The following is a 26,390-nucleotide window of genomic DNA, read 5'->3' as shown; positions in this document are numbered from 1 at the left end:
CCCCCTCTGTGTGCTAACCCACAGTACCCCCGGCTCCACCCCGCTACAGTCGTTTCACGGGCAGGCCGCTGCCCGGCGGATTCACTTTGCGATCACTACCGGGGAGCACAGGAAGATATGGGAGCCAACGACCTCCAGCCTCTTGCAGGATTCGGCGAAGCGGCGCTGCCGCAGGCATCGCGCCCGAAGCGCGCACTGATCACCGGCATCACGGGGCAGGACGGCGCCTACCTGTGCGAACTGCTGCTCGACAAGGGCTACGAGGTGCACGGCATCAAGCGCCGCAGCTCGCAGTTCAACACCGAGCGGATCGACCATCTCTATCAGGACCCGCACGTCTCGGACCGGCGCCTGTTCCTGCATCACGGCGACATGACCGATACGGCCAGCCTGATGCGCGTGATGCAGCAATCGCAGCCCGACGAGGTCTATAACCTCGCTGCGCAAAGCCACGTCCAGGTTTCGTTCGAGGAGCCCGAGTACACCGCCAACACCGATGCCCTCGGCACGCTGCGGCTGCTCGAAGCCATGCGCATCCTCGGACTCGAAAAGAAGACACGCTTCTACCAGGCGTCCACCTCCGAACTCTACGGACTGGTGCAGGAGATTCCGCAGAAGGAAACCACGCCGTTCTATCCGCGCAGTCCGTATGCAGCGGCCAAGCTCTATGCCTACTGGATCACGGTGAACTATCGCGAGGCGTATGGCATGTATGCCTGCAACGGCATCCTGTTCAACCATGAAAGCCCGATCCGGGGCGAGACCTTCGTCACGCGCAAGATCACACGGGCCATTGCACGTATCGCGCTGGGGCTGCAGGACACGCTGTACCTCGGCAACATGTCTGCGCTGCGCGACTGGGGCCATGCGCGCGACTACGTGGAGATGCAGTGGCTGATGCTGCAACAGCAGCAGGCCGAGGACTTCGTCATCGCCAGCGGCGAGCAGCACAGCGTGCGCGAGTTCGTGACGCTGGCCGCGCGCCATCTCGGCATCACGGTGGAGTTCCGTGGCAGCGGCGAAGAGGAAACCGGCGTGGTGACCGCCATCGATACCGGCCACGGCGCATCGCGCCCGGCCTGCAAGGTGGGCGATGTGATCGTGCGCGTAGACCCGCGCTACTTCCGCCCGACCGAAGTGGAAACGCTGCTTGGTGATGCCACGCGGGCGCGCGAGAAACTCGGCTGGACGCCGCGCATCGGCTTCGACACCCTCGTGCAGGAAATGATCGAGTCCGACTACGCCGCCGCGCGCCGCGACGCACTGGTTCGCATGGCAGGATTCCGCGCCTATGACCACCATGACTGACGCGCGCCCCCGCATCTACGTGGCCGGGCACCGTGGCATGGTCGGATCGGCCATCGTGCGTGCCCTCGCGGCGCGTGGCGACGTCGAGATCGTCGTTCGCACCCATGCCGAACTCGACTTGTGCGACCAGCAGCAAGTGCAGGCATTCTTCGCCAGCGAACGCATCGACCAGGTCTATCTGGCCGCCGCGCGCGTAGGCGGCATCCATGCCAACAACACCTATCCCGCCGAGTTCATCCACCAGAACCTGGCCATCGCCACGCACGTGATTCACGCAGCGTGGCAGCACGGTGTGCAGCATCTCCTGTTCCTGGGATCGAGCTGCATCTATCCGCGCCTCGCCACGCAGCCGATTCGCGAGGATGCCTTGCTGACCGGCGCGCTGGAACCGACCAACGCCCCGTACGCGCTGGCCAAGATCGCGGGCATCATGCTGTGCGACAGCTACAACCGTCAGTACGGCACCGATTTCCGCTGCGCGATGCCGACCAATCTCTACGGTCCCGGCGACAACTATCATCCCGAGAACAGTCACGTGATACCGGGCCTGCTGCGGCGCTTTCATGACGCCACGTCGCTCGGCACCTCGCACGTATCGGTCTGGGGTACGGGGCGCCCGCTGCGCGAGTTCTTGCATGTCGATGATCTCGCCAGTGCCTGCCTGCACTTGATGGCGTTGCCGCGGGACGACTACCGCCAGGCCGCGAAACACGGCTTTCTCAACGTGGGCAGCGACGATGAAGTCAGCATTGCCGCGCTCGCCTCGCTTGTGGCCGAGGCCACTGGCTACCCAGGCACGATCGGCTTCGATCCGTCGCGTCCCGATGGCACGCCGCGCAAGCGACTCGATTGCCAGGCGATCGCTTCGACAGGATGGCGCCCGCGCGTCGCACTGCGCGAGGGCCTGCAGGAAACCTATCGCCGCGCCGTGGCCGATGGGCGTCTGGCCGCGCAACCCCTCGCGTCCGCGGCCTGATCCTCGACAGGACTCCCGATGAAGATTCTGATGGTGAGCCTGAACTACGCGCCGGAGCTGACGGGTATCGGCAAGTACACCACCGAGCAGTCGGAATGGTTGGCGGCGCGCGGCCACGACGTGCGCGTGATAGCCGCGCCGCCGTACTACCCCGCGTGGCGCATTGGTGATGGCTACAGTGCCTGGCGATATCGGCGCGAGACGCTGCGCGGCGTGGAGGTCTGGCGCGCACCGGTGTGGGTGCCGGCGCGACCATCGGGTGCGAAACGCCTGCTGCATCTGGCGAGCTTTGCCGCATCGACGTTGCCGCTACTGGTGCGGCAATGGTTCTGGCGTCCCGATGTGGTCTTCATGGTCGAGCCGCCGCTGATGTGCACGCCCGTCGCCACACTGCTCGCGCGGCTTTCGGGCGGCCGCGCATGGCTGCATGTACAGGATTACGAAGTGGATGCCGCGTTCGCACTCGGGCTGCTCAAGCGACCATGGCTGCGTCGTCTCGCGCTCGGCATGGAGCGATTCCTGCTGCGCCGGCAGGATCGTGTCTCGTCGATTTCCTCGAACATGGTTGCGCTGGCGATCGAGAAAGGCGTTGCCCCGGAGCGCGCAGTGCTGCTGCCGAACTGGACCGTACTGCACCAGACTTCGCCCGATGCCGCACGCGCGATGCGCACAGAGCTCGGCATCTCCGAAGACGCCGTGCTGGCGCTCTATTCCGGCAACATGGGCGCCAAGCAGGGGCTCGAGCATCTGGCTGCCGCCGCGCGACGCTTGCGCGATCGCGCCGATATCCGCTTTGTGTTCTGTGGCGATGGCGGAGGCCGCGCCGAACTGCAGTCCGCCTGCGCGGATCTTCCGAACGTGCAGTTCCTGCCTTTGCAGAGCAACGAACGCTTTCCGGCTTTGCTGGCCGCCGCCGACGTGCATCTGCTGCCGCAGCGGGCCGATGTCACCGATCTCGTCATGCCTTCGAAGCTGACGGGCATGCTGGCCAGCGGACGGCCCGTGGTTACTACCGCTGCACAAGGCTCTGCGCTGGCCAACGTGGTCAACCTGTGTGGCGTGGTGGTGCCGCCCGGTGACGACGCCGCGTTCGCGGAAGGCATCGCCACGCTTGCGGCGTCGCCCGCGATGCGCACGCAACTCGGCATTGCGGGACTTGCCTGGGCGCGCACGCACCTGGATCGCGATGCCGTGCTGGGACAGTTCGAGCAAACGTTGCTGGCAATGACGACCGCGCCCGGCGCACCGGCCACGCTCGGTGACCGGTTCTAGCGCTAGTGCGCTAGTGCGCTGCGGCCTTGCGCGCGACGAAGTGAAACCAGAACAGGCGCCGCATATCGTCGCGCTCGTCCACTTCGTGACCGTGCATGTTGCAGAACACCTTCTCGGTCCGGAGTCCGAGACCGGCCAGCGCGCGCTTCTGCGCTTCCATCTCGGTGTAGTAGATGACGATACCGAAGCGGTGCGCCGCGCAGACCCGCAGCCCGAATCCGTCGTACTGGCGATTGAGCCGGGAGTGCCGCACGAAGTTGAACGCACCGCTGGGCAGTCGTGCCAGCACGCGCGCCGACTTCAGTCCGAAGTCGAGCGCATTGCGCGCATCGTTGGGCCAGTTCAGCATGTTGAGCAGGTTCTCGCGATAGCCAGGCCCCAGCATGTTGTGCGTGGAAAACAGCAGCAGGCCACCGGGGCGCAGCACGCGTGCGAACTCCTGCAGGATCGCCAGCCGGCCGGATGGATCGACGGCGTCGATGCCGTTCCAGCTGAACATCACCAGCCCGAAGTGATTGTCCGGAAACATCGAGAGGTCGCGCGCATCGGCGTGCAGCACCGTCACGTCCGGATGATTGCGTCTGCAGATTTCAACCAGTTCGGCGGTGTAGTCCACGGCGGTGTAGTCCGCGCTCAGGCGCTGCAGCAGCGGCACGGTGCGTCCGCCGCCCACGCCCACATCGAGTAGCGGCTGGCCGCGCACGTCGTCGGCCACATAGGCCAGGGCGGCCTCTTCGCCCGGATCGGTCACGCCCGAGAGCGCACCGAACATGCGCTGCGCCCCGCCACTGCGCCACGCCTTGCGATTGATTTCGTCCTGCTGGGTCTGCGCCATCATGATGGGCTCCCAAACACATCGGTCAATACTGATTCCCGCCACTCCACCGGTTGAAAAAATTGCCGGTCCAGAATTGGCAGCACCGATGCTAGGGAGTTTCCTGCGCGAGATTTGTGCGGTAGCGCACAAAGTGCGGCGGACTCCGTTAGATCATGGTCTGATGGTTTGGAGCCACGTCTCAGACCGCCCGGGCGGGCAAGTCTGCGGGTGCATGGCCGTGTACTTCGGCTACGTTTCGGTAGATGCGCTCGTACTCGTCGAGCGCATGGTCTGCCGAAAATTTCGCTGCGTGAGCCAGCGCCGATGCGGCATACGCCTGCCGCATCGGCGCGGTCCAGGCGGCCATGTCAGCGAGTACCGCAGCATGCCGTGCAGCCCATGCCGCAGCATCGCCTTCCGGCATCCGTTCGATCAGCGTCGCCACGCCACCGGCGATCTCGCTCATCGGCGCGCGATCCGTGGTCAGCACCGGCGTACCGCACGCCATGGCCTCGATGATGGGCCAGCCGAAACCTTCTTCGAGGCTGGGGAAGACAAACACCGCGGCGAGCGCATAGGCCGCGTGAATCGCCTGCGTCGACAATCCGACGAGCCAGCGCACGTTGCCTCCCGCCGCTTCGGCCTGCGCAGCCGCAGCCAACATCTCGGCATCGGGGGCCTGCGGTCCCATCATCCAGAGCGGGCGGATGCTCGCCGCAGGCGTTGCACGGCAGTAGGCGGCGTACAGCGCCAGCACGCCCGCGCGATTCTTGTACCACTGGTTGCCGCCGATATGCAGCAGCATGCCTGGCACCACGGGTTCCTCGACCTCCTTCTTCAGCGTTGCCACGGCGGTGGCCGCATCCATCGGGCCGAAGGGATAGCTGAGACCGTTGTAGACCACCTCGCACGGCGGTGCGTCGCCCGGATAGAAGCGGACGAGATCCCGTGCCGTCGCCTGCGACACCGCGATGAACATGCGGCCCCGCCCGAATCCATTGCGAATCAGCGACTGGTACAGCTTGCCGCTCCAGCTCAATTGGCGGCTCGGAAAATCCCCTGCCAGCTCGCGCAGCGGATTGAAGTCATGGCTATGGATCACATGCGGATACTCGGCCAGGAACGACATCCACATGCCCAGCGCATGATCGCCCAGCACCACGAGCGGCGGCGCCGCCATGCGCCGGAGCCGCGCGCGGGCCTGCCACGGAAACAGGATGAACTGATCGACATAGCCCAGATACTTGCGCGAGCGCGGTCCCATGCCGAGGCGCCGCACGAAGCCTTCCGGGCGCCACAATTCCACGTCGTGCCCGCGTGCGCGCATGCCTTCGCTCACCATGGCGACGAAGCCGTTCATGCTGGGACTGCCCATATAGGCCGGATGGCCGAACACCACGATTTTCACGCTGCCTGCTCCTGCACAAGGTTCGCCGGCGTCACTCCCGGCATGGCGTCTGGAACCGCAGCATGCGCCTGCTGCCGCGCACGCAACTGTTCGGCATCCCACGCTCCGGGGCGGTCATCGGGGGTGGGTACGTGGATGGTGTGCTACCCCACATCCATGCCCGGTCATCCTCTGTAGGCTCCGCAACATGAGCCCGAGGATCCCCGAGGACCCCGTATGACCGCCACCACGTTGCAGATTGCCGCCGCTCCACGGCCGCTGCGCTTCCAGCGCTGGCGGACGGCGTTCCTGCTCGTCTGGAGTGCGACAGTCGGCGTGCAGGCGCTGCTCTGGCTGAACTCCGCCAACGTGGCCGCCGCGCTGCTTGTAATCGCCGGTGGCCTGAGCGGCATCCATGTGATGGCGCGCGTGGAGCGGCTGCGCGCGTATCCGATCTCCACCTCGATGCTGCTCGGCTACACGCTGTCCTACTTCCTGCTGCCGCCCGTGGCCACCCTGCTCGAGTGGAAGCCGCTGACGTACAACCTGCACCACCCCGTGCTCGATTTCGCGCACGCGTTCATCTGCCAGATCGCCTTGCTCGGCGCGCATCGTCTCTATCGCAAGAGCCAGACGGCCATGCGTTTGCGTGTGGGCATCGTCAATCGCGTCTATCGACCGATGGGGTTGTTCCACACGGTGGGCAATGTCCAGATCATGGTGATGGGCGTGCTCGGGCTCTGTGCGATGGTGTACCAGATCTTCGTGGTCGGCATGATCACCGAAGGCAGCGGCGGCGCGCTGAACCGCTTGATGCAGGCCATGTATCCGCTGGCCTACCTGCCCTATTGCCTGCTGGTGAAGCCGCTGACCGGTGCACACAGCTATCTGCCGATGAGCATGAGATGGAAGCTCACGCTCGTGGCTTACACCGCATTGCTTGCGATCATTTCCATCGGCAGCAACAGCCGCGCACTGGTGCTGATCGGCACGATCTCGGTCTGCCTCGTACTCGCCTATGGATTCATCACGCGCACGCTGCCGATGCGCCTGTTCCGGCCACGTCGTCTGGTGATCGTGGGACTCGTGCTGGCGCTGCTGCAAGGGCCGGTCACCGATCTGGCAACCAGCATGGTGATCGCGCGCGCGCAGCGCAACGATGTCTCGGCTGGGCAACTGATCAGCGCCACGATCGAGACCATGCAGAACCGCGATGCCATTCGCGACCGGCTCGAAGCCGATGCCAACGACAATCACGAAACGTGGGACGAGCGTTATCTCGACAACCTGTTCCTGCAGCGTCTGGCCAACATGAAGTTCGCCGATGCCACGCTCGATCTCGCACTGCGGCAGGATGCGTCCGCACGCGCCGAACTGCGCAAGATCGAATGGCAGCGCGTCATCACGGTGATACCCGGCCCCGTGCTCGATGCGCTGGGCGTGGCGGTCGACAAGGATTTCGTGACCACGTCATCGTCCGGCGACCTGATGCTGTTCACGGTCACGGGTGACACCGATGCCCTCGGCGGCTTCCGCACGGGTTCGATCTTCGGCACAGGCTATGCCACGTTCGACTGGCTCTACCCAGGCGTGCTGGCAATCCTCGCCTTTGTCACGTTCGCGTTGGCCGATGCGCAGACCACGCGCCGCACCTTGCCTGCGCGCGATGGCAGCCCGGTGCGATGGGTACCCGTCTTCAGCCCGCTCGTGGTCACGCGCTTCTACACGTGGGTGTTTTATCTGACCAGCGCGGCCACGGGTGTCGAATCATTGTCGGGACTCATGCAACTGATCCTGCGCGGCTGGATCGAAAGCGCCTTCATCTACACCATCGTCTTCTGGATCTCGCGCGTCTTTGTGCGCGCCATCGGCAAAGGAGCCACCTGAAATGGCCAGAATCCTCTACCTCGGCTGCAGCCTCGAAGGCAGCACTGCGCTCTACCGCGCGCAGGCGTTGCGCCGCCTCGGCCATGCGGTGACCATCGCCGATCCATTCCTGGCCGTCGATCGCCAACTTAACAACCGTTGGCTCAACGCCGCGCATTTCCGCACTGGATACCGCGCACTGCAATGGACGATGCACGACTGGGTGGCTCATATCTGCGCCACGCTCGGTGAACTCGACACACCCGACATCGTCTGGGTCGATAGCGGCGAGCTGCTCGGCCCCGACTGCATCCGCCTGCTCGCGAGCACGGGCGCCACGACGGTGCTGTACAACCACGACGACCCGTCCGGCCCGCGCGACGGCCAGCGCTTTGCCACGCTGCGCAACGCCATTCCGGCCTACGACCTGTGCGTGGTGGTGCGCGACGAGAACATCGAGGAACTGCGCGCGCTGGGTGCCTCGCAGATCATGCGCGTGGACCGCAGTTACGACGAGGTCATGCACGCGCCATATGCCAGTGACGACGAGATTCCGGACAGCTTCCGCTCCGAAGTCGCTTTCATCGGCACGTGGATGCGCAACGAGCCGCGCGACAAGCTCATTGCCGATCTCATCACGCGCGGCATTCCGGTCTCGATCTGGGGCGCGCGCTGGGGCATGTCCTCGTTCTGGCCAATGCTGCGGCCTCATCATCGTGGCGGCAACCTCAATGGACGCGACTACGTGGCGGCCATGCAGGGCAGCAAGATCTGCATCGGTCTGTTGTCGTCGGGAAACCGCGACCTGCACACCACGCGCACGATGGAGATTCCGTACGCCGGCGGCCTGCTCTGCGCCCAGCGCACGCGAGACCACCTGGCCATGTTCGAAGAAGGCCGCGAAGCCGTGTTCTGGAACGATGCTGACGAGTGCGCGCACTGGTGCCGCACGCTGCTCGACAACACCGCGCGACGCGAAGCCATCCGCGTGGCGGGCATGCAGCGGGTACGCGCCAATGGCGCCGGCAACCAGGATATCTGCGCACGCGTGGTGGAATCGGCGCTGCAGTTGCGTGCCAGTGCCGCCATGCCCACGCGCGAGGTGCGCACGCTGACACCAGCGCTGGCCGATGTGGCGGTGGAGTCGTAGAAGCGACGAAGATTTCGCGTGGGGGAAGGACCGATACGGGCCGCGTTGAGCGGCCCGTGTTGTTTGCCTGAGGGGCTAGACCGGTTGCAACGCGGCGCCAGGCGCGCCGACGATCTCCAACAGCCGATCCGCAAAGCGGCTGCTCTGGAAGCGCTGCTCGAAGCAAGCCATCGCCTGCTCGCGCATCCGCGCACGATCCGATGCCGGCGTGCCAATCCACTGGCGCAGCACGCGCTCGGCATCTTCCTGCGTATCGTCGCAGATCATGCCCGCGCCATCGCCTTCGATCTCGCGCCAGATATTGACCTTGTTCGATATCAGCACGGGCACGCCGCAAGCCAGAGACTCCGCCACGGCCACGCCAAAGTTCTCCTGATGCGATGGCAGGCAAAACGCTTCGGCCGCTTCGAACGCGCCCCATTTCAGATCGCCCTGCAACATGCCGGTCCATGTCACGCGATTGCCCACACCTGCTGCATGCGCGATGCCTTCGAGCTGATGACGCATCGGCGTATCGCACGGCCCCGCCATGATGAGATGCAACGAGGGGTCCATCGACGCAACGCGGCCAAACGCCTGCATCAGCAAGTCGACACCCTTCTTCTCATGGATGCGGCCCAGGAAGAGCAGGTTGCGCCGCCCGGCCGTGGCGGGAAACGCGCGCGTAAAGGCCGTGCGCATCGCAGCACGATCCGGCGGCGGCGGCGACGTGCCGAACGTGGTGACCTGCTCGCGGCACTGATACAACGCGAACGACTCTCTGGCACGCAGGCGCTCGTCCTCCGCCGTGAACAATACCGCGCGTGCATCGCGCAACACCCAGTAGTCACCCACGGCCCAGTACAGCGACTTCTTCAGATGCTTGAGCGGATAGCGCTCCTTGAACCACGGATCGAGCATGCCATGCGTAAAGACGAAATACGGCGTGCGCCCACCGCGCAGGGCCAGCCATGTGGCCAGGCTGTGGAACTGCCAGATGCCGTGGACGATGATCACGTCGTAGTCCGCGGCATGCTCGCGCAGCCAGCTCACGATGCGCGTGTTGAAGCCGTACCGCAGCCGGCTCGGTCCCAGCGCCACGAGATCCAGCCCACTGTTGACCACATAAGGCGCATCGGGCGGATCGTTGCTGCAGATCTGCGCCTGCACGCCGCGCTGCGCCAGATAGATATCCAGCTGGCGCAATCCTTCGATCGGACCGCCACCTACCGGGTTGATCGAGTTGATGACATGTAAAAGCCGCATGAAAGGTAGCCTCCTGCACGCCTGAAGATGACGGCAGCCTAGCCCCCGGCGCTTGCGACCTCCGTACGTTGCAGCACAAACAGCCGGTTGGGAGAGGCTTCGGCACCCACACCACACCCTCCCCGCGCCAATGTGGTGAAACGTACCGAAGCCACGGCCCCACGCTCCTACTCTCGCATCATCAGAAGCTGTGGCCGCGGGTTGCGCGGCATGCACGCTTGGGCTCTGGGTTGGTTCTGGTTGGGAGAATCGAGATGTCATCAGGTCGCTTCGCCATGTTTCCCGTAGGTTCCGCACTGGTCACCCTGTGCGCCGCCGCTTTGCTTTCCGCATGTGCCGCAGCGCCGGGCATGCGTATCTCCGATGCCGCCATGCAGGCGTCCGGCGGTGATAGCGAAAAGCCGCCCGAGATCACGCCGATCACGCTCAAGCTCAATGAAGAGTTGCGCAAGAACGCCAAGCCTACCAACGTAGGTGTGGAGCAACTGTTCGGCACACCGCAGCCCTATCGCGTCGGTCCCGGCGACATCATTTCCGTCGTGGTCTGGGATCACCCCGAGCTCGTGTTCCCGACGCAGACGTACAGCGTGGCCACGGCGATGGAGATTCCGGTCACCAGCGGCGGATCGAACATGCCGGGTTATGTGGTCAGCCCCAGCGGCGACATCCAGTTTCCCTATGCGGGCGTGTTGCACGTGGCCGGCAAGACCACGAATGATCTGCGCGAGGAAATGTCGCGCGTGATCTCGCGTGTGGTGCGCAATCCGCAGATGACGGTGCGCGTGCTCGGCTTCCGCAGCCAGCGCGTGTATGTGGACGGCGAGGTGAAGACGCCGGGTGCGCTGCCGATCGACGATGCGGCGATGACGCTCGTGGAAGCGCTGAATCGCGCTGGGGGCGTGCTGAACCTGACCGGCGACAACAGCCGCATCCGCGTGACGCGCGGCGAGCAGACGTGGTACGTGGACATGCCCGCACTGCTGCGCAAGGGCGTGGACCCCGCACGCATCCTGCTGCGCAATGGCGACATCGTGCGCGTGGAACAGCGCGAAGGCAGCAAGATCTTCGTCACCGGTGAAGTGGTCAAGCCGGTCTCGCTGCTGATGCGCGACGGCAAGATGTCTCTCAACGAGGCCCTGGGCGACGCCGGTGGCGTAAACCCCGGCACTGCAAACGCCGGGCAGATCTTCGTGATCCGCAAGAAGGAAGACGGCGCGCCGCAGGTGTTCCACCTTGATGGCACCTCGCCGGTTGCACTGGCCGTGGCCGAGGGCTTCGAGATGCATCCCAAGGACGTGGTCTATGTCGATGCCAACGGCATCGTGCGCTGGAGCCGCGTCATGAGCATGCTGGTCCAGCCGATCACGGGCACCGCCGGCTTCATGCGTTATTGAGCAACATCGAGGAACGTCGTGACAAAGATTCGTTCGATTCTTGTGGTCTGCCTCGGCAATCGGTGCCGTAGTCCGATGGCCGCGGTGCTGCTGCAGCAGGCACTGCCTGACTGCATCGTGCTCTCGGCCGGGCTGGAACCACCCGTGGGCGCGGACGCCGATCCGCGCGCCGTGCGGCTGCTTTCGCGCGAGGGGGTCGATCTGCGTGCGCATCGTGCACGGGCCATCGACGCCCGGCTGGTGGAGCAGGCGGACCTGGTGCTGGTGATGGAGGCCGACCAGCGCGACTGGCTGGAGGGCCTGCATGCCGGCGCGCGCGGCAAGACTTTCCGGTTATGCGAATCCATCGATGCGGATGTGCCGGACCCGTACGGTGGATCGCATGGCATGTTCGCAGTGGTACTTGGGATGATCCGGCACGGGGTGGATGCATGGTCAACACGCGTTCAGCAACTCGAGAACGCAAGCGGGTGTGAGGAGACATCATGAGCAACGTCAGGCAATTCCGGGATCCGGCGGCAGACATCGAAGAAGGCGGCGAGAAGCCGCTCGACCTGACCGCTGTCCTGGACACGCTGGTCCGATACCGTTGGACCTTCATCATCGTGGCTGGTCTCATCACGGTGCTCGGTGTGGTCTACGCGATGCTGAGCAAGCCCGTCTACCGCGCCGATATCGTCGTGCAGGTGGAAGACACCACAGGCAACCCTGCCGGCGCCAAGCTGGCGGCGAGCCTGTCTCCGGTGTTCGACGTCAAGCCCGCCGCCTCCGCCGAAATGGAACTGCTGCGCTCGCGCATGGTGGTGGGCAAGGCGGTGGATCTGCTGAACCTCGACGTCGTGGCATCGCCGCGCTACTTCCCGGTGATCGGCTCGGCCATCGCGGCACGTGCGAGCCAACTCTCCACACCGGGACTGTTCGGCTATGGCGGTTACGCGTGGGGGATCGAGTCGATCAAGATGGCCAACCTCACGGTGCCGCCGGACCTCGAAGGTGCCGAGATCCGCGTGACCAAGACGGAGGGCGACGGCTTCCAGGTAACGTTCCCGAACCAGGACACGGTGGCCGACGGCAAGGTGGGCGTGCCGATGACCATCGAGACGCGCAAGGGCACGGTCAAGATGGAAGTCAGCCAGCTCGTGGGCAACCCCGGCGCACTCTTCATCGTGCGGCACATTCCGCGCGGCGCGGCCATCGCCGGCCTGCAGACTCGCCTGATGATCGCCGAGCGCGGCAAGCAGAGCGGTGTGATCGGCGTGGCGCTCGAAGACAACTCGCCTGTGCAGGCCGCGAAAATCCTGAACGCGATTGCGCAGGAATACGTCGAGCAGAACGTCCACCGCAAGGCGGAGGAAGCGGAGAAATCGCTGAAGTTCCTCGAAAGCCAGATGCCGCAACTCAAGCAGCAGGTGGAGACGGCCGAGCAGCGCTACAACTCGATGCGTAACCAGCGCGGCACGATCGACCTGAGCGAGGAATCGAAGCTGATCCTGTCGCAATCCGTAGCCATCCAGACCAAGCTGCAGGAGCTGCGCACCAAACGCGAGGAACTGGCCACGCGCTTCACGCAGAGCCATCCGAGCGTGGAGATCATCGACAGCCAGATCGCGAGTCTCTCCGGCCAGCTTGGCGGCGTGACCAACAAGATCCAGAAACTGCCTGAGGTGGAGCAGAACGTGCTGCGCCTGATGCGCGACGTGAAGGTCAGCACCGAGCTGTATCAGCAACTGCTCAACGACACGCAGGCGCTGCGGCTCACCAAGGCCAGCAAGGTGGGCACGGCCCGCCTGATCGATCCGGCTGACATTCCGCTGGACCCGGTGCGCCCGAACCGCCCGATGATCTCGGTGGTAGCTGCCATCCTGGGCCTGCTGGCCGCGCTGATGGCCGTGCTGCTGCGCCATGTGCTCGATGGCGGGCTCGTGGATGCCGACGAAGTAGAACAGCAGACCGGCCTCACTGTCTACGCCACGGTGCCGTTCAGCAATGCGCAGGCCAGCCTGAAGCCCTCGGACGAGGCACATGCCGGCCTGCTGGCCACCGATGCGCCCGACGATCCCGCCATCGAAAGCCTGCGCACGTTCCGCACCGCGCTGCAGTTCGCGCTGCTGAACAGCCCGAACCGCGTGGTGGTGATCACGGGTCCGGCGCCGGGCGTGGGCAAATCCTTCGTCAGCCTGAACTTCGGCGCGATTGCTGCCAAGGCGGGCCGCAAGGTGATCCTGATCGACGCCGACCTGCGGCGCGGCAGCCTGAACCATGCGCTGGGCCGCATGCGCACGCCAGGCCTGACGGAAGTGCTGACCGGTGCAGACTTCGACAACGTGGTGCAGCGCGACGTAGTGCCCGGACTCGACTTCCTCGCCACGGGCACGCAACCGCCGCTGGCTGCCGACCTGCTGGAGCATCCGGCGATGGGCGGGCTGCTGGAGTTGCTGAAGACACGCTACGACCTGATCCTGCTCGATACGCCGCCGGTATTGGCTGCCACCGACGCCACGATCCTGGCCAAGCATGCCGGCGCCGTGTTTGCAGTAGCGCGTGCGGACAGCACCACGGCGCGCGAGTTGATCGCGTCGCAACGTGCGCTGAAGCAGGCGGGCAGCGACATCAAGGGCGTGCTGTTCAACGGCCTGCATGTGGAAGGCCGCTGGTATCGGCCGCACGCGATGTACGGCAAGTATCGCTACATGAGCCAGTACGGCAAGGCCCACGGCAAGCGCGCGTAGTTCCCATCCACACAACATGGCTCAAACATGCCCGGCATCTCTGTCATCGTCCTGACGAAAAACGAAGAACAAGACCTGCCGGGCTGCCTGCGCAGCCTGGCCTGGTCCGACGATATCGTGGTGTATGACTCGATGAGCGATGACCGCACCGTCGAGATTGCGAAACAGTTCGGTGCGCGCGTGGTGCAGCGACCCTTCGACAACTGGTCTGCGCACCAGAACTGGGGGTTGAAGCACATCGACTTCCGGAATCCCTGGGTTTACTACTCCGATGCCGATGAACGCGTGACGCCCGAACTGGCCAGCGCGATGCAGCGGGCCGTGGCCGACGCCGGCGACAACGTGGCTTTCCGCGTCAGGCGGCGCGATCACTTCATGGGATCTTGGCTGCGGCACGTGGCACCCTCGCCGTTCAACATCCGCCTGTTCCGCCCCGAACGCATCCGCTATGAACGGCTCTGCAATCCGGTGACACTGGTAGATGGGCCCACGGGCGATATCGGCGCGCATTTCGACCACTACCCGTTCAGCAAGGGCATCACGCACTGGTACGACAAGCACAATCGCTACAGCAGTTTCGAAGCTGAACAGATCCTGCTGAATCGCGCCAACGGTATGCAGTTCAGCATCTGGCGCGCGTTCTTCGACGGCGACCGTAACGAACGCCGCTTCCATCAAAAGGAGCTTTACTATCGGCTGCCGTTCCGGCCTGTGGTGATGTTCCTGCTGCTCTACTTCTTCCGTGGCGGCATCCTCGATGGCCGCGCGGGGCTGACGTTCTCGCTGCTGCGCGCGTTCTATGAGTACATGATCGTGCTGAAGGTCAGGGAAGCGCAGTGCAAGCCGAAGGTGAAGGAAGAGGCTGTGCTGGAGGGGCGGACGGAGCAGGTTTGAATCAGGTTGCTGCACTTGGTACTCGACTTTATGTGCACCAAAAACCTCATGTCCCATTGTGGCGGAAATCCAGGCTATCCCCAAGCTCAGCGATGATATACGATATGCATATATCATTCTTAGGGGAAAAGTATGGGCAGAATCCTGATAGATCTTCCCGCCGAACAAATCGAAGATCTGACACTCATTGTCGAGGCGGAACAACGTTCCCGGGCAGCTGTCATCCGGGACGCTCTGGATGCCTACATCGTCGAGCGCAAGAAGGCGTTGGGCACTGACGTATTCGGTCTGTGGCGCAAAAAAGGCGTAGATGGACTCGTCTATCAGGAGGCGCTACGCGGAGAATGGTGAAGGCCCTATTCGATACAAACATCCTGATCGACTTCCTCAATGGCAGGGAACAAGCGAGAGCGGAGTTGGCGCGGTACGAACATCGCGCGATCAGTTCCATCACCTGGATGGAAGTCTTGGTAGGCACGCCGCCTGAAGAAGAGGCGGCAGTGCGCAGTTGGCTTCAATCCTTCGCTCTCATAGCGGTCGATCAAAGTGTCGCAAACCGTGCGGTTGCCATTCGGAAGGCCACGAAAATTCGCCTGCCTGATGCCATTGTCTGGGCAAGCGCTCAGGTCCATTCGCTTCTGCTGGTGTCGAGGAACACCAAGGACTTTCCCGCGGATGAGCCAGGCGTGCGGGTCCCTTATCAGTTGTGAGGCTTGAGGAATACTGCTGGTTTTCTCCACCCAGCCCCTCTCCCATTTCATGGGAGAGGGGAGCAAACCGGCAGGGCTCGTGAACTCAGCGCCCGCCTACTCCCACTCCTCATGCTTCGTCCTTTTCCCGATAACCTTCGCCGGTGCGCCGCCATACACCGTCCATGACGTCGGCAATGACTTGGTGACCACAGACCTCGGCGCAATCACCGCACCTTCTGGCAACTCCACCCCTGGCGAGATAAACGCTTCCGCGCAAACCCACACGAACGCGCCCACCGTGATCGGTGCGGTGATCAGTTGAAAATTGCTGCTGTTGTAGTCGTGCGAACCCGCGCACAGGTGCGAGCCCTGCGAGATCACGCAGCGGCGGCCCAGGTGGATGTGGCCCATGCTGTAGAGGGTCACGCCATCGGCCACGCCGGCGTAGTCGTCGATGGATAGCCGCCACGGTGCCCAGATCTTGACCGTGGGATACACGTGGACATGCGTGCCGATGCGCGCGCCGAACGCGCGTAGCAGGAAGCTTCGCCACGGGTGCAACGGGCGGGGGCTGAATCGGAACAGCAGCAGCCAGGTCCAGTTCCAGGCCAGTCGCAGCACGCGGTTCTGCAGCGAGAACGAGGGGCCGACGGAGGGGTCGTCTTTTGCAATCAGCATGATCCGATCTCGCTCCCGGCCAGTGCGCCAATCGGAACCCCTGCATCGCGCCTGCGGTGCGTGGCCAAGTCCTCCATGAGCGCCGCCACGCGTCCGCCATACGTGGACCATCCACCAATGCGGCGCACGCGAAGCAGCGCTGCGGCGCCCATCATCTGCTGCAGCCAGGGTTGGTCGGCCAGGTTCTGCATGCGCTCGGCCAGCGCGTCGGCGTCGCGGATCGGCACGATATACCCTTCCTCGCCATCGGTGAACAGATCCTCGCCGCCCGAGTTATGCGTGCCGATGACCGGGCAGCCGCACGCCAGCGCCTGGGCCTGCACCAACGCCAACCCTTCCTCCACGCTCGGCAACACCATCACATGCGCGCGGCTCATGATGGTCTTCAACTGCGGCTGAGGCACGGAGCCCGTCAACGTCACGCCTTCGAGCGGCAGACCGCTGGCATGCAGCCACGACAGCATGGCAGGATCACATCCGCCCACGATCGTCAGCCGTTTGGCGCGATGCGTGAGTTTGGCAAACGCCTGGAGCAGATACGGAATGCCCTTGCGGATATTGACGCCACCCACGAACAGCACTTCGAAAGAATCCGTGGGGGGCTCCGCCACTTTCTGGAAGCGCGTCAGGTCCACGCCGTACGGAATCAGCCTCAGCTTGCGCTCCGGCACACCGGCATCGACGAACGAGCGATATGCAAAGCTCGACGGCACCGTAATCAGGTCCGCCTCCTCGTACTCGCGTTCCTCGCGCGCGATGACGCGCGGGTCGATGGGCTTGTACCTCAAGCCCCAGCGCGCGTGCTCCTCGGACAGGATCTGGTCCTGGATGCGGATGTGCGACGAACCACGGTCGCAGATGTATCCCGCGCCGCGCGACTTCACGATGCGCCCCGCGTCGCCGGCCGACGACGACAGTCCCGAATACACATCGCACTCGGGAATATTGCGCGTCACGTGCCGGCCGAACGATTCCAGGTTCCAGTGCACCAGCTCGCGCATGATGGCCCTGTCATAGCCCAGGCGCGTGCCCAGCTTCATGCACGGTGCATGCAGCCACGGAAACGTGCGGATGGCCGATTGAGGCAGGCGCTCGTCGCGCAGCTTGAAGCGCGGGTAGCCGGTGAAGACTGTCAGTTCATGCCCGCGGGCATGCAGCTCTCGCGCCAGGTCGAAGGTGTGAAACCTACCGATAGTGGACAGCGCTATTCTCATCAAGCTCCTCCGCATGATTGTCCCGCGACAGGAAAGTTCTAGCCGTGAGCCACAGGCACACGGACATGGCCAGTATCTCGCCGCCGATCATCGCGGCGACCAGACCCATGATCTGCATCTGCGTGCCCAGCACCCATGCCGCGAGCAGCGACAGCGCGCTCAGCGACAACGCCGCCACGCCCAGCCGGCTGTGCTGGTTGGTAGCAAGCAGCACCACGCGCGGGATGTGCCAAAGGCCGGCCACCGCCGCATAGCAGAGGAACGCCGCCATCACCGATGCATGGAAGGGAATCTCGCCCTTGGTCCAGATGCGCAGCAGCAGCGGCGCGCAGACATAGAGCAACCCGCTCAGTGCGATGGCGCCAAGCGCTCCGAGCATCGACGTGCGCAGCAGCAACCGACGCAGCGCGCGCATCTCGCCACTGCCGTACATGCGCGCAAACTCGGGCCACAGCGCATGGCTCAGTGTGGACGTGACCTGCACGGCCACGCGCGCCACAGTGCGATAGGTGTTGAAGACGGCCACGGCAGCCGGTCCGAGCAGGTGCGCCGTCAGCAGCGTGAATCCCTGGAAGCTCAGTGCGTTGGAAATCGGGAACGTCATGAAGGCAATAGACGGCTTGAGCATTGCGCGCACCTCGGCCCAGTCTGCCTGCCGCATGCCCCACGACAATCCGGTCTGCGCGCGCGTGCTTTGCCGGCTGATCCAGAACAGGGTGGCCATGCGCACCAGCAGCATGCCGCACGCCACGGCCGCGAACGTGCCGGCCAGCAGCAGACCGGCGATGCCGCCGAGCCACTCCAGCAGGCGCGCGGTCACGTTCATGGTCACGCCCTGCGCATAACGCCCCGTGGACAGGAACGCCGCGCCCGACAACCCATTGCCCAGCGACAGCAGCACATTCACAAGCAACGCGGCCAATGCCAGCCGCATGTCGAGGCTGCCGAGTTCCGGCAACGGCAGCCACAGCGCTGCAGGAATCGCCAGCGTGGCGATACTGGCGCATGTGAGCAGGATGAACATCTGCGCGCTCTGGAATACGCGGTTGGCAGCGCGCGTATCGCCCGCGCCGGACAGCATGCTCATGCGGTTACCCGCCACGGTGACCATGCCGACATCGGCCATCGACAGATAGGAAGGAATCGCGGAGATGACGAGCCAGGTGCCGTAGGTGCGGAGATCCCAATGGCTCAGGAAGATCGGCAGCGATGCCAGCTGCATGAGGATGTTGGCGAGCTGGTCATACGTATTGGCGCCGATGCCGGCCATGATGCGCTTAACGATCGGAGACATCGGTCATTGCCTTCTTCGTGTGCGGAAGGGCAGATCCTCATCCACCCCTGTTCGCAGCATGCGTCCACCCCCCAAAGGGGTCTGTTCGTTGTCACACATCGGACCACGGCGGCCTGGTTATCCGGCGGCCCGCATGGCCGGCACGACGGACGATGACTGTGTGGCGACTTCCGCGATGGGCTCGGCAACCGTCTGCTGGCGACGCAGGTTCTGCATCAGGAACGAGAGAAAGGTGTCGCGGCTCGGCGCCAGGATCATGGCGTGGTCAAGTTGCGCGCAGCGATGCGCACCAATGCCGGGCAGGTCCTGCAGCGCGTGGAACGCTTCGCCGAAACACCGGCCCGCCAGCGCAAGTCCTGCATCCTCCACACCGTAGAGCAGATCCAGTTGTACGCCGCGCCGGCTCAGGCGATGCATTGCCTCGCTCGCATAGTCCGGCTCCGGATCGGCCTGCAGGTCGTCGGGAACGGCGGAGGGGCGCGCAAACATGCGGCCGAGGCGTCGCCCGATCGCGGCGGCGACCTGCCCCACCGGAATGTCGCCGCGCATCAGGCGCTGCCAGTTGCGTGCATTGCGCGCGGCAAACAGGTAGTCGCGCAACGTGGTTTCCCCGCTGTGTTCTGCAGCATCGTCCTCGTCACGCCAGAGAAACTTCAGCGCGTTGGCCATGACCACGCCCGTCACATGTGGATTGGCGAGCGCCGCCTGAAAGCTCAGGTAGGCGCCGGAACAGACGCCTGCCATGACGATGTGCGAGTAACCGCGTGCACGGACCCAGTCTACGGCGGCACTCACGTCGGCGCGCGGTCGTGGTGCGTAGGCACGCGGCACGGCCATCTCGCGGGCGGCGCCGGGGCTATCGCCCAGTGACGACACATCGAGCCGCAAGGCCGCGAAACCGCGGCGGGCCAGCGCGCGGGACAACAGCACGAACGCGCGGCCATCGCCTACGTGATGGCTGCCGCCCGTGTTGGGAAAGATCACCACGGCACGCGGTGGCGCGTCCTGCGAGCCCATCGGCTCGCACAGCACGCCGAACTGCTGGCCGCCATCGATCCAGACGGAATGTTCGATCACGCCATCGACCTCGCTCGTGCCGGCGTCGGCATCGATTGCCAGCGGCACAGGTCTGTCCGATGGCAAGGCATCGGGCGCCACCCACTGCACCACGCCACGCCATGCAGATTCCGGTACTGCAGAGATTTCCGGCGACTTCATCATCAGGCGGCTGTCGAAGAATTCGCGGACATCGACTTGTGCCCCGGCCTGTTCGTATTGGCGTTTCAGCGCCGCCACGGCGGACATGCTGCCCGGCGCATCGTCCAGCAGCAGCACATTGGGTGCCGGGCATCCCGGGCGACGGTCGAGCCGCAGCGCGCCGATCTCGCGCACGGCCTCGGCGGACAGTCGGTAGGACAGCACCTCCATACCGTCGTCGGCGGGCGACGCGGCCTGCAGGGGCTGCGGGAGCTGAGATGACGATGCGGCATCCGGCGACTGTCCTGGCTCGTAGAACGCGGTCAACGCGCGCAGCTCGCGCAGATAGCCTCGGCCATTGATCACGGGCGCCATCAGCACCAATGCGGCGGGACCGTGGTTGCGGGCAGCCATCGCCTCGGCGGCGAGCACGGCCAGCGTGGCACCGAATCGCCAGCCACCGAGCACCAGCCGCTGCACGCCGGCGAGTGTGCGCAACTGCTCGGCTGCCGCCACCACGTTCTGCACCGCGCGCGGCAGGAAGTCGGCCTCCCCCCCTTCGCCCGCCGAATCGCCAGTGCCGTAGTAGCCGAAGCGCAACACAGGCACCCCGGCCGCAGCCAGATCGTCCGCCAGATGACGCATGCCGCGATGCGCCCACATGGCCTCATGCAACTGCGGCGCGCACAGCACGACGCCAGTCTTGCCCCCGGCCGCCTCGTGCAGCCAGCCCGCACACCCGTCGAACATGATCCGTTTCATCGGTACACCCCTCCCGCTAGCGAAGGAACGAGGGATCGATGGCAGGGCGCGCACACGCAGAAACGGGTACGCTTTCTGCCATCTGGCATCCGTTCAGGCGCCCTGCCGAGCGATGGCGGCCGGGCTGCGCTGCAGGCGCGGCACCGGCTGCAGCGTCAGCGGCATGCCCAGGTACGGGTTCATGTTGCTGAAATCCGCCTGGTTGCTGCGCTTCTGTTTCACGCCGTTGAGAATGCCGCCGAGCAATCGCGCATCGGCACGGCTCAGTCGCTTGAGCGTTTCGTCCACATGCTCGGGCAGCGTGGTGTCGGCGCGCAGCACCAGCAGCGTGGAGCCGGCGAGGTTGGCCACGAACGTGGCATCGGCCACCGCCAGTACCGGCGAGGTATCGACGATCACCAGGTCGAAACGCTCGCGGCACATCTGCAGACAGGCCATCATCGCCGGATGCATCAGCAATTCCGACGGATTGGCCGGCGGCACGCCAGCCGGCAGCACGGACAGGCCATTGACCACGGTGCGCTGTACCGCCTCGGGCAGCGGCACCTGTCCGGCCAGCACCTCGGCCAGGCCGACGTCCACGGGGAGGTCGAACCAGTTGGCCACCTTGCCGCGTCGCAGGTCGGCGTCGATCAGCAGCACGCGCTGGCCCGCCTCGGCAAACAGCACGGCCAGGTTCACCGAGGCGAAGGTCTTGCCCGCGCCTGCCGTGGGACTGGTGATGGCCACCACCTTGTCCGGTGCGGCACGCAACGTGAAATGCAATGCCGCGCGCACGCTGCGCAGCCCTTCCACGGCCATCGAGTGTGGCGCATTGCGTGCCAGCAGGAACTGATCGTGCAGTCCCAGGCGCAGCAAACGTTCCGCACCTTCCACATCATCCTCGGTGGTCTCGGCAAGCTCGTCGAGTTCATCCTGCGGCACCAGTGCGTGACCAGGCTGGCGCGTCAGCAAACCCGCCACCTGTGCATGCGACCACGCTGCCTGCGCACGCGCATCCACCAGCCGCTCCAGCGCGGCCTGCTCCTGGCTGTAGACGATATCGCCCAGCATCGGCAGGCCCAGACGGACCTCGGCATCGTTCACCGTTTCCAGCGCCGGACGGATGCGCTGGCGTACCGTCACGCACGCCATGGCCAGACACAGGCCGATCAGCGCGCCTGCCGTCGTGACGGGCCACGGACCCGGACCCGTCGGGCGCATCGGCACCAGCGCACTGTCGAGCACGCGCACCTGCCCCGTGCGATCGAGCTGCGAGAGCGTGAGTTGCTCGGCCTTGTTGCGCAGCGTCATGTACATGTCTTCGGCCACCTTGACGTCGCGCGTCAGGCCCACCGATTCACGTTCGGTTGCGGACAGGTTCTGGAACCGCGAATCCATCTCGCGCCGCTCGCGCACCAGTTGCTGGATCTGGTTGTCCACGGTCTTGACCTCGTTCGCCTCCTCGGTGAAGCGCTGCAGCAGCTTGGTGCGCTCCAGCTTCAGCAGGGCGATCTGCTTCTGATAGTCCATGCTGCCCGTGAGGAACGACTGCGCGTCCTGGCTCGGCGCCATCGACCCCGCCTTGGAGCGGTAGCGCGTCAGCGCCGCCTCTGCACGCTCCAGCTCCGCCTTCACGCGCGGAATCTCGCCCGACAGGAAGGCCAGCGTCGTGGCGGTATCGTCGCGCCGCTGCGTGGCCTGGCTGCCGATGAAGGAATCCGTGATGCCATTGACCAGCGCGGCCGCCGCCGTGCGATCGGTGGTACGCCAGCCGATGCTGACGGTGCCGGTATCGCCCGGTTGTGCCTCGATGCGCAGCGTCTCCGATACCGCGTCGATGGTCTGTACCAGGTCGTGGCGCTTCAGCACGAAGCGCGTGCCCGGTGCGGCGTCGATCCGCGAGACCGTCAGCGCCACGCCGTTGCCTTCGCTGACCTTGCCAACGCTGCCGGCCAGCAGCGCGGTGTCCTTTTCATAGAGGCGGTAGTTGCCGTCGGGCAGCACTTCCAGCGTGAGCGGTACGTCGATCATCCGGTCTGGCACGTTGAGCCGGTCCACCACGATCTGCTCGCCGCCCCATGCATAGCCCAGGCTCTGCGGCCATGCCCCCTTCACCACGCCGGGCGTGGCGAAGTGCGCCACCAGTCCGCCGATCAACGGCGCGCGCAGCGGCTGCGCGGAAATATCGATCCGCAGCCGCTCCACCACGGGCGCCACCACGGTACGGCTGCGCAGCATGCCCACGTCGAGCGGCACGGATGGTGCAGCCAGTGCAGCCATGTTGCCGGCGTTGCGGGCATCCCGCTGCGGCACGGGCTGCAGCACCTGCACCAGCGCGCTGGCGCTGTACATCGACGGCTGCGAGACCGCGAACATCCACGCCACGGCGGCGCCGGCCAGTCCGCCGGCCAGTATCCATCCTGCATGGTCGAGCATGGCCCGACGCGCCCCGCCTCCGGCTGCGGGCATGGCTGCCGCCGCCGCTCCTGCTCCACCCGCGTATGACATCTTGCTCACGACGTCCCCCTTGCCTCGATGCTGCTTACCCGTGCGGGCACGCTGTGCTACTTGCGCCCGTAGTTGTCTTCGAACCGTACGATGTCGTCCTCGCCCAGATAGGCGCCCGACTGCACCTCGATGATTTCCAGCGGCGTCTTGCCCGGATTCTCCAGCCGGTGCAGCGTGCCGATGGGGATGTATGTGGACTGGTTTTCCGAAAGAATGCTCACGGTCTCGCCGCACGTCACGCGCGCGGTGCCGCGCACCACCACCCAGTGCTCGGCACGGTGGTAATGCATCTGCAGGGACAGGCTCGCGCCCGGCTCCACCACGATGCGCTTCACCTGGAAGCGGTCGCCATGATCGATCGAGTCATAGCAGCCCCACGGACGCTGCACCTTACGATGGTTAACAACTTCCGCGCCGTGTTCCGCGCGCAGCCGCTGCACCACATTCTTGACGTCCTGCACGTGCGCCTTGTCGACGACGAGCACGGCATCGGCGGTTTCCACCACCACCACGTCCTGCACGCCCACGCAGGCAATCAACCGGCCTTCGGAATGCGCCAGGCATGACGTGGCGCCATCGAACAGCACGCGACCGCGCGCCACGTTGCCGAAGGCATCTTTTTCTGCGATGTCCCAGATGGCGGCCCACGACCCCACATCGGACCAACCAGGGTCCATCGGCACCAGCATGCCGTGGATATCGGGCAGCGTCTCCAGCTTTTCCATCACGGCGTAGTCGATGGAGTCCGACGGGCACGCCTCGAACGATTCCTTGCACAGACACAACGCGTCGCCCTTGGCAGCAGGCTCGGCACCGGCGTACGCGGCGCGGCACAGTTGCGCCATCTCGGGCTGCAACTGCTGCAGCGCATCCAGCCAGACGGAGGCGCGCACCACGTACACGCCGCTGTTCCACCAGTAGTCGCCGGACTCCACATAGTGCTGCGCCAGTTCCAGGTGCGGCTTCTCCACGAAGCGTTCGAGCGGCAGCGCGCCGTCCTCTGACACATTGCTTGTCCGGATGTAGCCAAAGCCGGTTTCCGGCGCATTGGGGCGCACGCCCAGCGTGACGACCGCGCCGCGATCCGCATGCTTGATCGCAATGGCGAGTGCGGCGCGGAAAGCCTCGACGTCGCGCACGGCGTGATCGGCCGGCGTGGCCACAAGCACCGCATCGCCGTGCTCGCCCGCAGTTGCCATGGCATGGAGCGCGGCCATGGTCAGCGCAGGCGCGGTGTTGCGTCCGCATGGCTCCGATACGATGCGCGCCGCCTTGCCGCAACGCTTCATCAGCTCGGCGATCATGAAGCGGTGCTCCTCGCCGCACACCACGATCTGCGGCGCCTCGATGCCCGCGGCGCGCCCGGCCATCACGGCCACGCCTTCCAGCCGGCGCGCCGTGGCTTCGAGCAGCGTGTTCTCGGCCACCAGGTTCAACAACTGCTTGGGATGCTGTTCGCGGGACAGCGGCCACAGCCGCGTACCCGAGCCGCCGGCCAGGATGACAGGCTGGATGACGGCCTGCGCCAGTCCGGGCACAGTGGCGCCCTGCGCCGCCTGCTCGACCAACGTTTCGATGAGGGACGGCGGCGCCAGCGCGCCCGGGTTGGAAATGCTCATCATGCCTCCTGCTCGGTCCTGCGATGCCTGGATTGCCAGCCCGGGGGTTGCCATGCGACCAAGCGCGGGCAGCCACACCGGGCCGGTGAGGATGGGGCCAGTGTGAGATGCCGCCCCCGCAACCTCTGTTCGATTCCGCACATGTTCGGTGCTGCCACGGGGCGCTGCCGCCCGATACGCGATCCCGATGGCTTTGTTGGAGAACGAACCGAAGCCCGTTGGCGACTCGGCTCCAATGCAGGTGGCAGGATTTTGGCGACCCGCATATCGGAGGACAGGCGATGGAGCAAAGCACAGTGACGGACTTCGCGGTGGACATCGACGACGCAGCGCCGCGCCGCACCATCGCCGCACCGCTGCCCCGCCTGCTGCACGGCGAGGAATCGATCTGGCAGGAGACCAACTGCTACATGGATCTCTGGATCGAACTGCTGTACGGCTGGGGTCTCGATCCGCGCCCTGCGCTGGCCTTCACCGTGACGCAGGACTACGAGGGCGATCACTTCACCTTCTTCAAGTATCCGCAGGCCGATCTCGAACTGCTGTACGGCACCGTGGTGCAGGAAACCGCGATCTACGACACGCTCGAAGCGCATATCGTCGAACAGGTGCGGCGCGGTCACGCGATGCTCGTGGAGATGGACAGCTTTTACCTGCCCGATACCCGCGCCACCGCGTACCGCACCGGCCATGTGAAGACCACGATCGCCATCGATGCCATCGATCCCATCGCGCAGCGGCTTTCGTACTATCACAGCCTTGGACACTATGCGGCGGAAGGCGAGGACTACCAGGGCCTGATGCGTCTCACGCCAGAACTGGGCGGTAACGGCAACATCCTGTTTCCCTATGCCGAATGCGCCAAGCGCGTGCGCGCGCCACTGGCGGGACGCGCACTGTCGAACGCCGTTGCGCAGTTGATGCGGCACCATCTGGGCCGTCGGCCTGTGCAGAATCCGATTTCGCGCTGGCGTGAAGAATTCCCTGCGCAGGTCGAGACGATCCTTGCGCGCGGCGATGCGTACTTCCATCACTATGGATTCAACCTGCCGCGCCAGCTCGGTGCCAACTTTGAAATGCTGCATCACTGTCTGACATGGCTGGGCGAGCATGGATATCCGGTGCCTGCATCGGTACGGACAGCAGCGCTGTCGATCGCTTCGGAATGCAAGGTGCTGCAGTTCCGGCTGGCCCGCGCGATGGCGCGTCGGCGTCCGGATGCCTGCAGCGAAAGCCTGGACAACCTGGAAGCGGCGTATGTGACCGCGATGGAGGGGCTGGTGGCTTCGTTTGGGAGTGGGGAGCCGGTGCACGTCTAAGCTACTCTGCGGGGGTTCTCCCCTCTCCCGCAAGCGGGAGAGGGGCGGGGGAGAGGGCCAGCGGTCTAAATTGCGACACGTTTGGCA

At 65.1% G+C, this 26,390-nt stretch carries 21 protein-coding genes; 12 read left to right on the top strand and 9 right to left on the bottom strand.

The window, feature by feature from the left end; genetic code table 11:
• Positions 1 to 117 precede the first annotated feature (117 nt).
• Genes gmd through FFS21_RS27365 form a run of 3 tightly spaced genes read left to right on the top strand, consistent with a single transcriptional unit; the run spans position 118 to position 3,556 of the window.
• The gene (gene gmd / locus FFS21_RS27375) at positions 118 to 1,308 is read left to right on the top strand and encodes a GDP-mannose 4,6-dehydratase (protein ID WP_137927837.1); all 1,191 of its coding nucleotides are present in this window, start codon (positions 118 to 120) and stop codon (positions 1,306 to 1,308) included.
• Positions 1,301 to 2,284, top strand: a complete 984-nt coding sequence (locus tag FFS21_RS27370) for a GDP-L-fucose synthase family protein (protein WP_137927842.1) — start codon at positions 1,301 to 1,303, stop codon at positions 2,282 to 2,284. Before gmd ends, FFS21_RS27370 begins: the two co-directional genes overlap by 8 nt.
• 18 nt (positions 2,285 to 2,302) lie before the next feature.
• Positions 2,303 to 3,556 carry a glycosyltransferase WbuB gene (locus FFS21_RS27365; protein ID WP_137927836.1) on the top strand — a complete coding sequence of 418 codons (1,254 nt, stop codon included), beginning with the start codon at positions 2,303 to 2,305 and terminating at the stop codon, positions 3,554 to 3,556.
• Positions 3,557 to 3,566: 10 nt separating this feature from the next.
• Here the strand turns inward: FFS21_RS27365 and FFS21_RS27360 are convergent, their stop codons facing one another.
• Together FFS21_RS27360 and FFS21_RS27355 are read right to left on the bottom strand one after the other, a co-directional pair.
• Complete coding sequence (locus FFS21_RS27360; RefSeq protein WP_137927835.1) at positions 3,567 to 4,394, bottom strand: class I SAM-dependent methyltransferase; 828 nt, start codon at positions 4,392 to 4,394, stop codon at positions 3,567 to 3,569.
• Positions 4,395 to 4,572: 178 nt separating this feature from the next.
• Positions 4,573 to 5,781 carry a glycosyltransferase gene (locus FFS21_RS27355; RefSeq protein WP_137927834.1) on the bottom strand — a complete coding sequence of 403 codons (1,209 nt, stop codon included), beginning with the start codon at positions 5,779 to 5,781 and terminating at the stop codon, positions 4,573 to 4,575.
• Between the two features lie 216 nt (positions 5,782 to 5,997).
• Here FFS21_RS27355 and FFS21_RS27350 point away from each other — a divergent pair, with 216 nt between their 5' ends.
• Complete coding sequence (locus tag FFS21_RS27350) at positions 5,998 to 7,647, top strand: hypothetical protein (RefSeq protein ID WP_137927833.1); 1,650 nt, start codon at positions 5,998 to 6,000, stop codon at positions 7,645 to 7,647.
• A 1-nt stretch (position 7,648) separates the two neighbouring features.
• Positions 7,649 to 8,776 (top strand): CgeB family protein, encoded by a 1,128-nt coding sequence (locus FFS21_RS27345; RefSeq protein WP_137927832.1) that lies wholly within the window; start codon positions 7,649 to 7,651, stop codon positions 8,774 to 8,776.
• Between the two features lie 75 nt (positions 8,777 to 8,851).
• Here FFS21_RS27345 and FFS21_RS27340 read toward each other — a convergent pair whose 3' ends face one another.
• Positions 8,852 to 10,021 carry a glycosyltransferase gene (locus tag FFS21_RS27340; RefSeq protein WP_137927831.1) on the bottom strand — a complete coding sequence of 390 codons (1,170 nt, stop codon included), beginning with the start codon at positions 10,019 to 10,021 and terminating at the stop codon, positions 8,852 to 8,854.
• Between the two features lie 254 nt (positions 10,022 to 10,275).
• Here FFS21_RS27340 and FFS21_RS27335 point away from each other — a divergent pair, with 254 nt between their 5' ends.
• From FFS21_RS27335 to FFS21_RS27310, 6 genes are all read left to right on the top strand, one after another.
• Positions 10,276 to 11,415, top strand: coding sequence for a polysaccharide biosynthesis/export family protein (locus FFS21_RS27335; RefSeq protein ID WP_171020504.1), 1,140 nt, complete (start codon positions 10,276 to 10,278; stop codon positions 11,413 to 11,415).
• Positions 11,416 to 11,433: 18 nt separating this feature from the next.
• A complete protein-coding gene (locus FFS21_RS27330; protein ID WP_283205155.1) occupies positions 11,434 to 11,904 on the top strand; it encodes a low molecular weight protein-tyrosine-phosphatase in 471 nt (156 codons plus the stop codon).
• Complete coding sequence (locus FFS21_RS27325; protein WP_137927830.1) at positions 11,901 to 14,144, top strand: polysaccharide biosynthesis tyrosine autokinase; 2,244 nt, start codon at positions 11,901 to 11,903, stop codon at positions 14,142 to 14,144. The genes FFS21_RS27330 and FFS21_RS27325 overlap by 4 nt, the downstream gene beginning before the upstream one ends.
• Before the next feature lie 27 nt (positions 14,145 to 14,171).
• Positions 14,172 to 15,038 carry a glycosyltransferase family 2 protein gene (locus FFS21_RS27320; protein WP_137927829.1) on the top strand — a complete coding sequence of 289 codons (867 nt, stop codon included), beginning with the start codon at positions 14,172 to 14,174 and terminating at the stop codon, positions 15,036 to 15,038.
• A gap of 132 nt (positions 15,039 to 15,170) precedes the next feature.
• A complete protein-coding gene (locus FFS21_RS27315) occupies positions 15,171 to 15,389 on the top strand; it encodes a ribbon-helix-helix protein, CopG family (protein ID WP_137927828.1) in 219 nt (72 codons plus the stop codon).
• Positions 15,383 to 15,748 carry a type II toxin-antitoxin system VapC family toxin gene (locus FFS21_RS27310; RefSeq protein WP_137927827.1) on the top strand — a complete coding sequence of 122 codons (366 nt, stop codon included), beginning with the start codon at positions 15,383 to 15,385 and terminating at the stop codon, positions 15,746 to 15,748. The genes FFS21_RS27315 and FFS21_RS27310 overlap by 7 nt, the downstream gene beginning before the upstream one ends.
• A 96-nt stretch (positions 15,749 to 15,844) precedes the next feature.
• Here FFS21_RS27310 and FFS21_RS27305 read toward each other — a convergent pair whose 3' ends face one another.
• From FFS21_RS27305 to FFS21_RS27280, 6 genes are all read right to left on the bottom strand, one after another.
• Positions 15,845 to 16,408 (bottom strand): LbetaH domain-containing protein, encoded by a 564-nt coding sequence (locus FFS21_RS27305; protein WP_137927826.1) that lies wholly within the window; start codon positions 16,406 to 16,408, stop codon positions 15,845 to 15,847.
• The gene (locus FFS21_RS27300) at positions 16,402 to 17,622 is read right to left on the bottom strand and encodes a glycosyltransferase family 4 protein (RefSeq protein WP_137927825.1); all 1,221 of its coding nucleotides are present in this window, start codon (positions 17,620 to 17,622) and stop codon (positions 16,402 to 16,404) included. The genes FFS21_RS27305 and FFS21_RS27300 overlap by 7 nt, the downstream gene beginning before the upstream one ends.
• Complete coding sequence (locus FFS21_RS27295) at positions 17,594 to 18,916, bottom strand: lipopolysaccharide biosynthesis protein (protein WP_137927824.1); 1,323 nt, start codon at positions 18,914 to 18,916, stop codon at positions 17,594 to 17,596. The genes FFS21_RS27300 and FFS21_RS27295 overlap by 29 nt, the downstream gene beginning before the upstream one ends.
• A gap of 117 nt (positions 18,917 to 19,033) precedes the next feature.
• On the bottom strand, positions 19,034 to 20,875 hold the full coding sequence (locus FFS21_RS27290; protein WP_137927823.1) for a serine aminopeptidase domain-containing protein: 1,842 nt from the start codon (positions 20,873 to 20,875) through the stop codon (positions 19,034 to 19,036).
• A 93-nt stretch (positions 20,876 to 20,968) separates the two neighbouring features.
• Entirely contained in the window at positions 20,969 to 23,365 is a 2,397-nt protein-coding gene (locus FFS21_RS27285; protein ID WP_137927839.1) for a polysaccharide biosynthesis tyrosine autokinase, read from the bottom strand.
• A gap of 56 nt (positions 23,366 to 23,421) precedes the next feature.
• Complete coding sequence (locus FFS21_RS27280) at positions 23,422 to 24,987, bottom strand: mannose-1-phosphate guanylyltransferase/mannose-6-phosphate isomerase (protein ID WP_237380650.1); 1,566 nt, start codon at positions 24,985 to 24,987, stop codon at positions 23,422 to 23,424.
• Between the two features lie 278 nt (positions 24,988 to 25,265).
• Between FFS21_RS27280 and FFS21_RS27275 the strand changes: the two genes are divergently transcribed.
• Entirely contained in the window at positions 25,266 to 26,303 is a 1,038-nt protein-coding gene (locus FFS21_RS27275) for a DUF1839 family protein (RefSeq protein WP_137927822.1), read from the top strand.
• Positions 26,304 to 26,390: the final 87 nt, after the last annotated feature.

Origin of the sequence: Cupriavidus sp. 2SB (genome assembly GCF_005503625.1) — a bacterium.
Classification (GTDB): domain Bacteria; phylum Pseudomonadota; class Gammaproteobacteria; order Burkholderiales; family Burkholderiaceae; genus Cupriavidus.
The sequence above is the reverse complement of the archived record's forward strand: the minus strand, read 5'-3'. Positions and strand labels throughout refer to the sequence as shown.

Excerpts from the sequence above, each read along its gene's own strand:
- gmd (WP_137927837.1), top strand. The coding sequence starts at position 118 with ATGGGAGCCAACGACCTCCAGCCTCTTGCAGGATTCGGCGAAGCGGCG.
- FFS21_RS27370 (WP_137927842.1), top strand. The coding sequence starts at position 1,301 with ATGACTGACGCGCGCCCCCGCATCTACGTGGCCGGGCACCGTGGCATG.
- FFS21_RS27365 (WP_137927836.1), top strand. The coding sequence starts at position 2,303 with ATGAAGATTCTGATGGTGAGCCTGAACTACGCGCCGGAGCTGACGGGT.
- FFS21_RS27360 (WP_137927835.1), bottom strand. The coding sequence starts at position 4,394 with ATGATGGCGCAGACCCAGCAGGACGAAATCAATCGCAAGGCGTGGCGC.
- FFS21_RS27350 (WP_137927833.1), top strand. The coding sequence starts at position 5,998 with ATGACCGCCACCACGTTGCAGATTGCCGCCGCTCCACGGCCGCTGCGC.
- FFS21_RS27345 (WP_137927832.1), top strand. The coding sequence starts at position 7,649 with ATGGCCAGAATCCTCTACCTCGGCTGCAGCCTCGAAGGCAGCACTGCG.
- FFS21_RS27340 (WP_137927831.1), bottom strand. The coding sequence starts at position 10,021 with ATGCGGCTTTTACATGTCATCAACTCGATCAACCCGGTAGGTGGCGGT.
- FFS21_RS27335 (WP_171020504.1), top strand. The coding sequence starts at position 10,276 with ATGTCATCAGGTCGCTTCGCCATGTTTCCCGTAGGTTCCGCACTGGTC.
- FFS21_RS27325 (WP_137927830.1), top strand. The coding sequence starts at position 11,901 with ATGAGCAACGTCAGGCAATTCCGGGATCCGGCGGCAGACATCGAAGAA.
- FFS21_RS27320 (WP_137927829.1), top strand. The coding sequence starts at position 14,172 with ATGCCCGGCATCTCTGTCATCGTCCTGACGAAAAACGAAGAACAAGAC.
- FFS21_RS27315 (WP_137927828.1), top strand. The coding sequence starts at position 15,171 with ATGGGCAGAATCCTGATAGATCTTCCCGCCGAACAAATCGAAGATCTG.
- FFS21_RS27310 (WP_137927827.1), top strand. The coding sequence starts at position 15,383 with ATGGTGAAGGCCCTATTCGATACAAACATCCTGATCGACTTCCTCAAT.
- FFS21_RS27305 (WP_137927826.1), bottom strand. The coding sequence starts at position 16,408 with ATGCTGATTGCAAAAGACGACCCCTCCGTCGGCCCCTCGTTCTCGCTG.
- FFS21_RS27300 (WP_137927825.1), bottom strand. The coding sequence starts at position 17,622 with ATGAGAATAGCGCTGTCCACTATCGGTAGGTTTCACACCTTCGACCTG.
- FFS21_RS27295 (WP_137927824.1), bottom strand. The coding sequence starts at position 18,916 with ATGTCTCCGATCGTTAAGCGCATCATGGCCGGCATCGGCGCCAATACG.
- FFS21_RS27290 (WP_137927823.1), bottom strand. The coding sequence starts at position 20,875 with ATGAAACGGATCATGTTCGACGGGTGTGCGGGCTGGCTGCACGAGGCG.
- FFS21_RS27285 (WP_137927839.1), bottom strand. The coding sequence starts at position 23,365 with ATGTCATACGCGGGTGGAGCAGGAGCGGCGGCGGCAGCCATGCCCGCA.
- FFS21_RS27280 (WP_237380650.1), bottom strand. The coding sequence starts at position 24,987 with ATGATGAGCATTTCCAACCCGGGCGCGCTGGCGCCGCCGTCCCTCATC.
- FFS21_RS27275 (WP_137927822.1), top strand. The coding sequence starts at position 25,266 with ATGGAGCAAAGCACAGTGACGGACTTCGCGGTGGACATCGACGACGCA.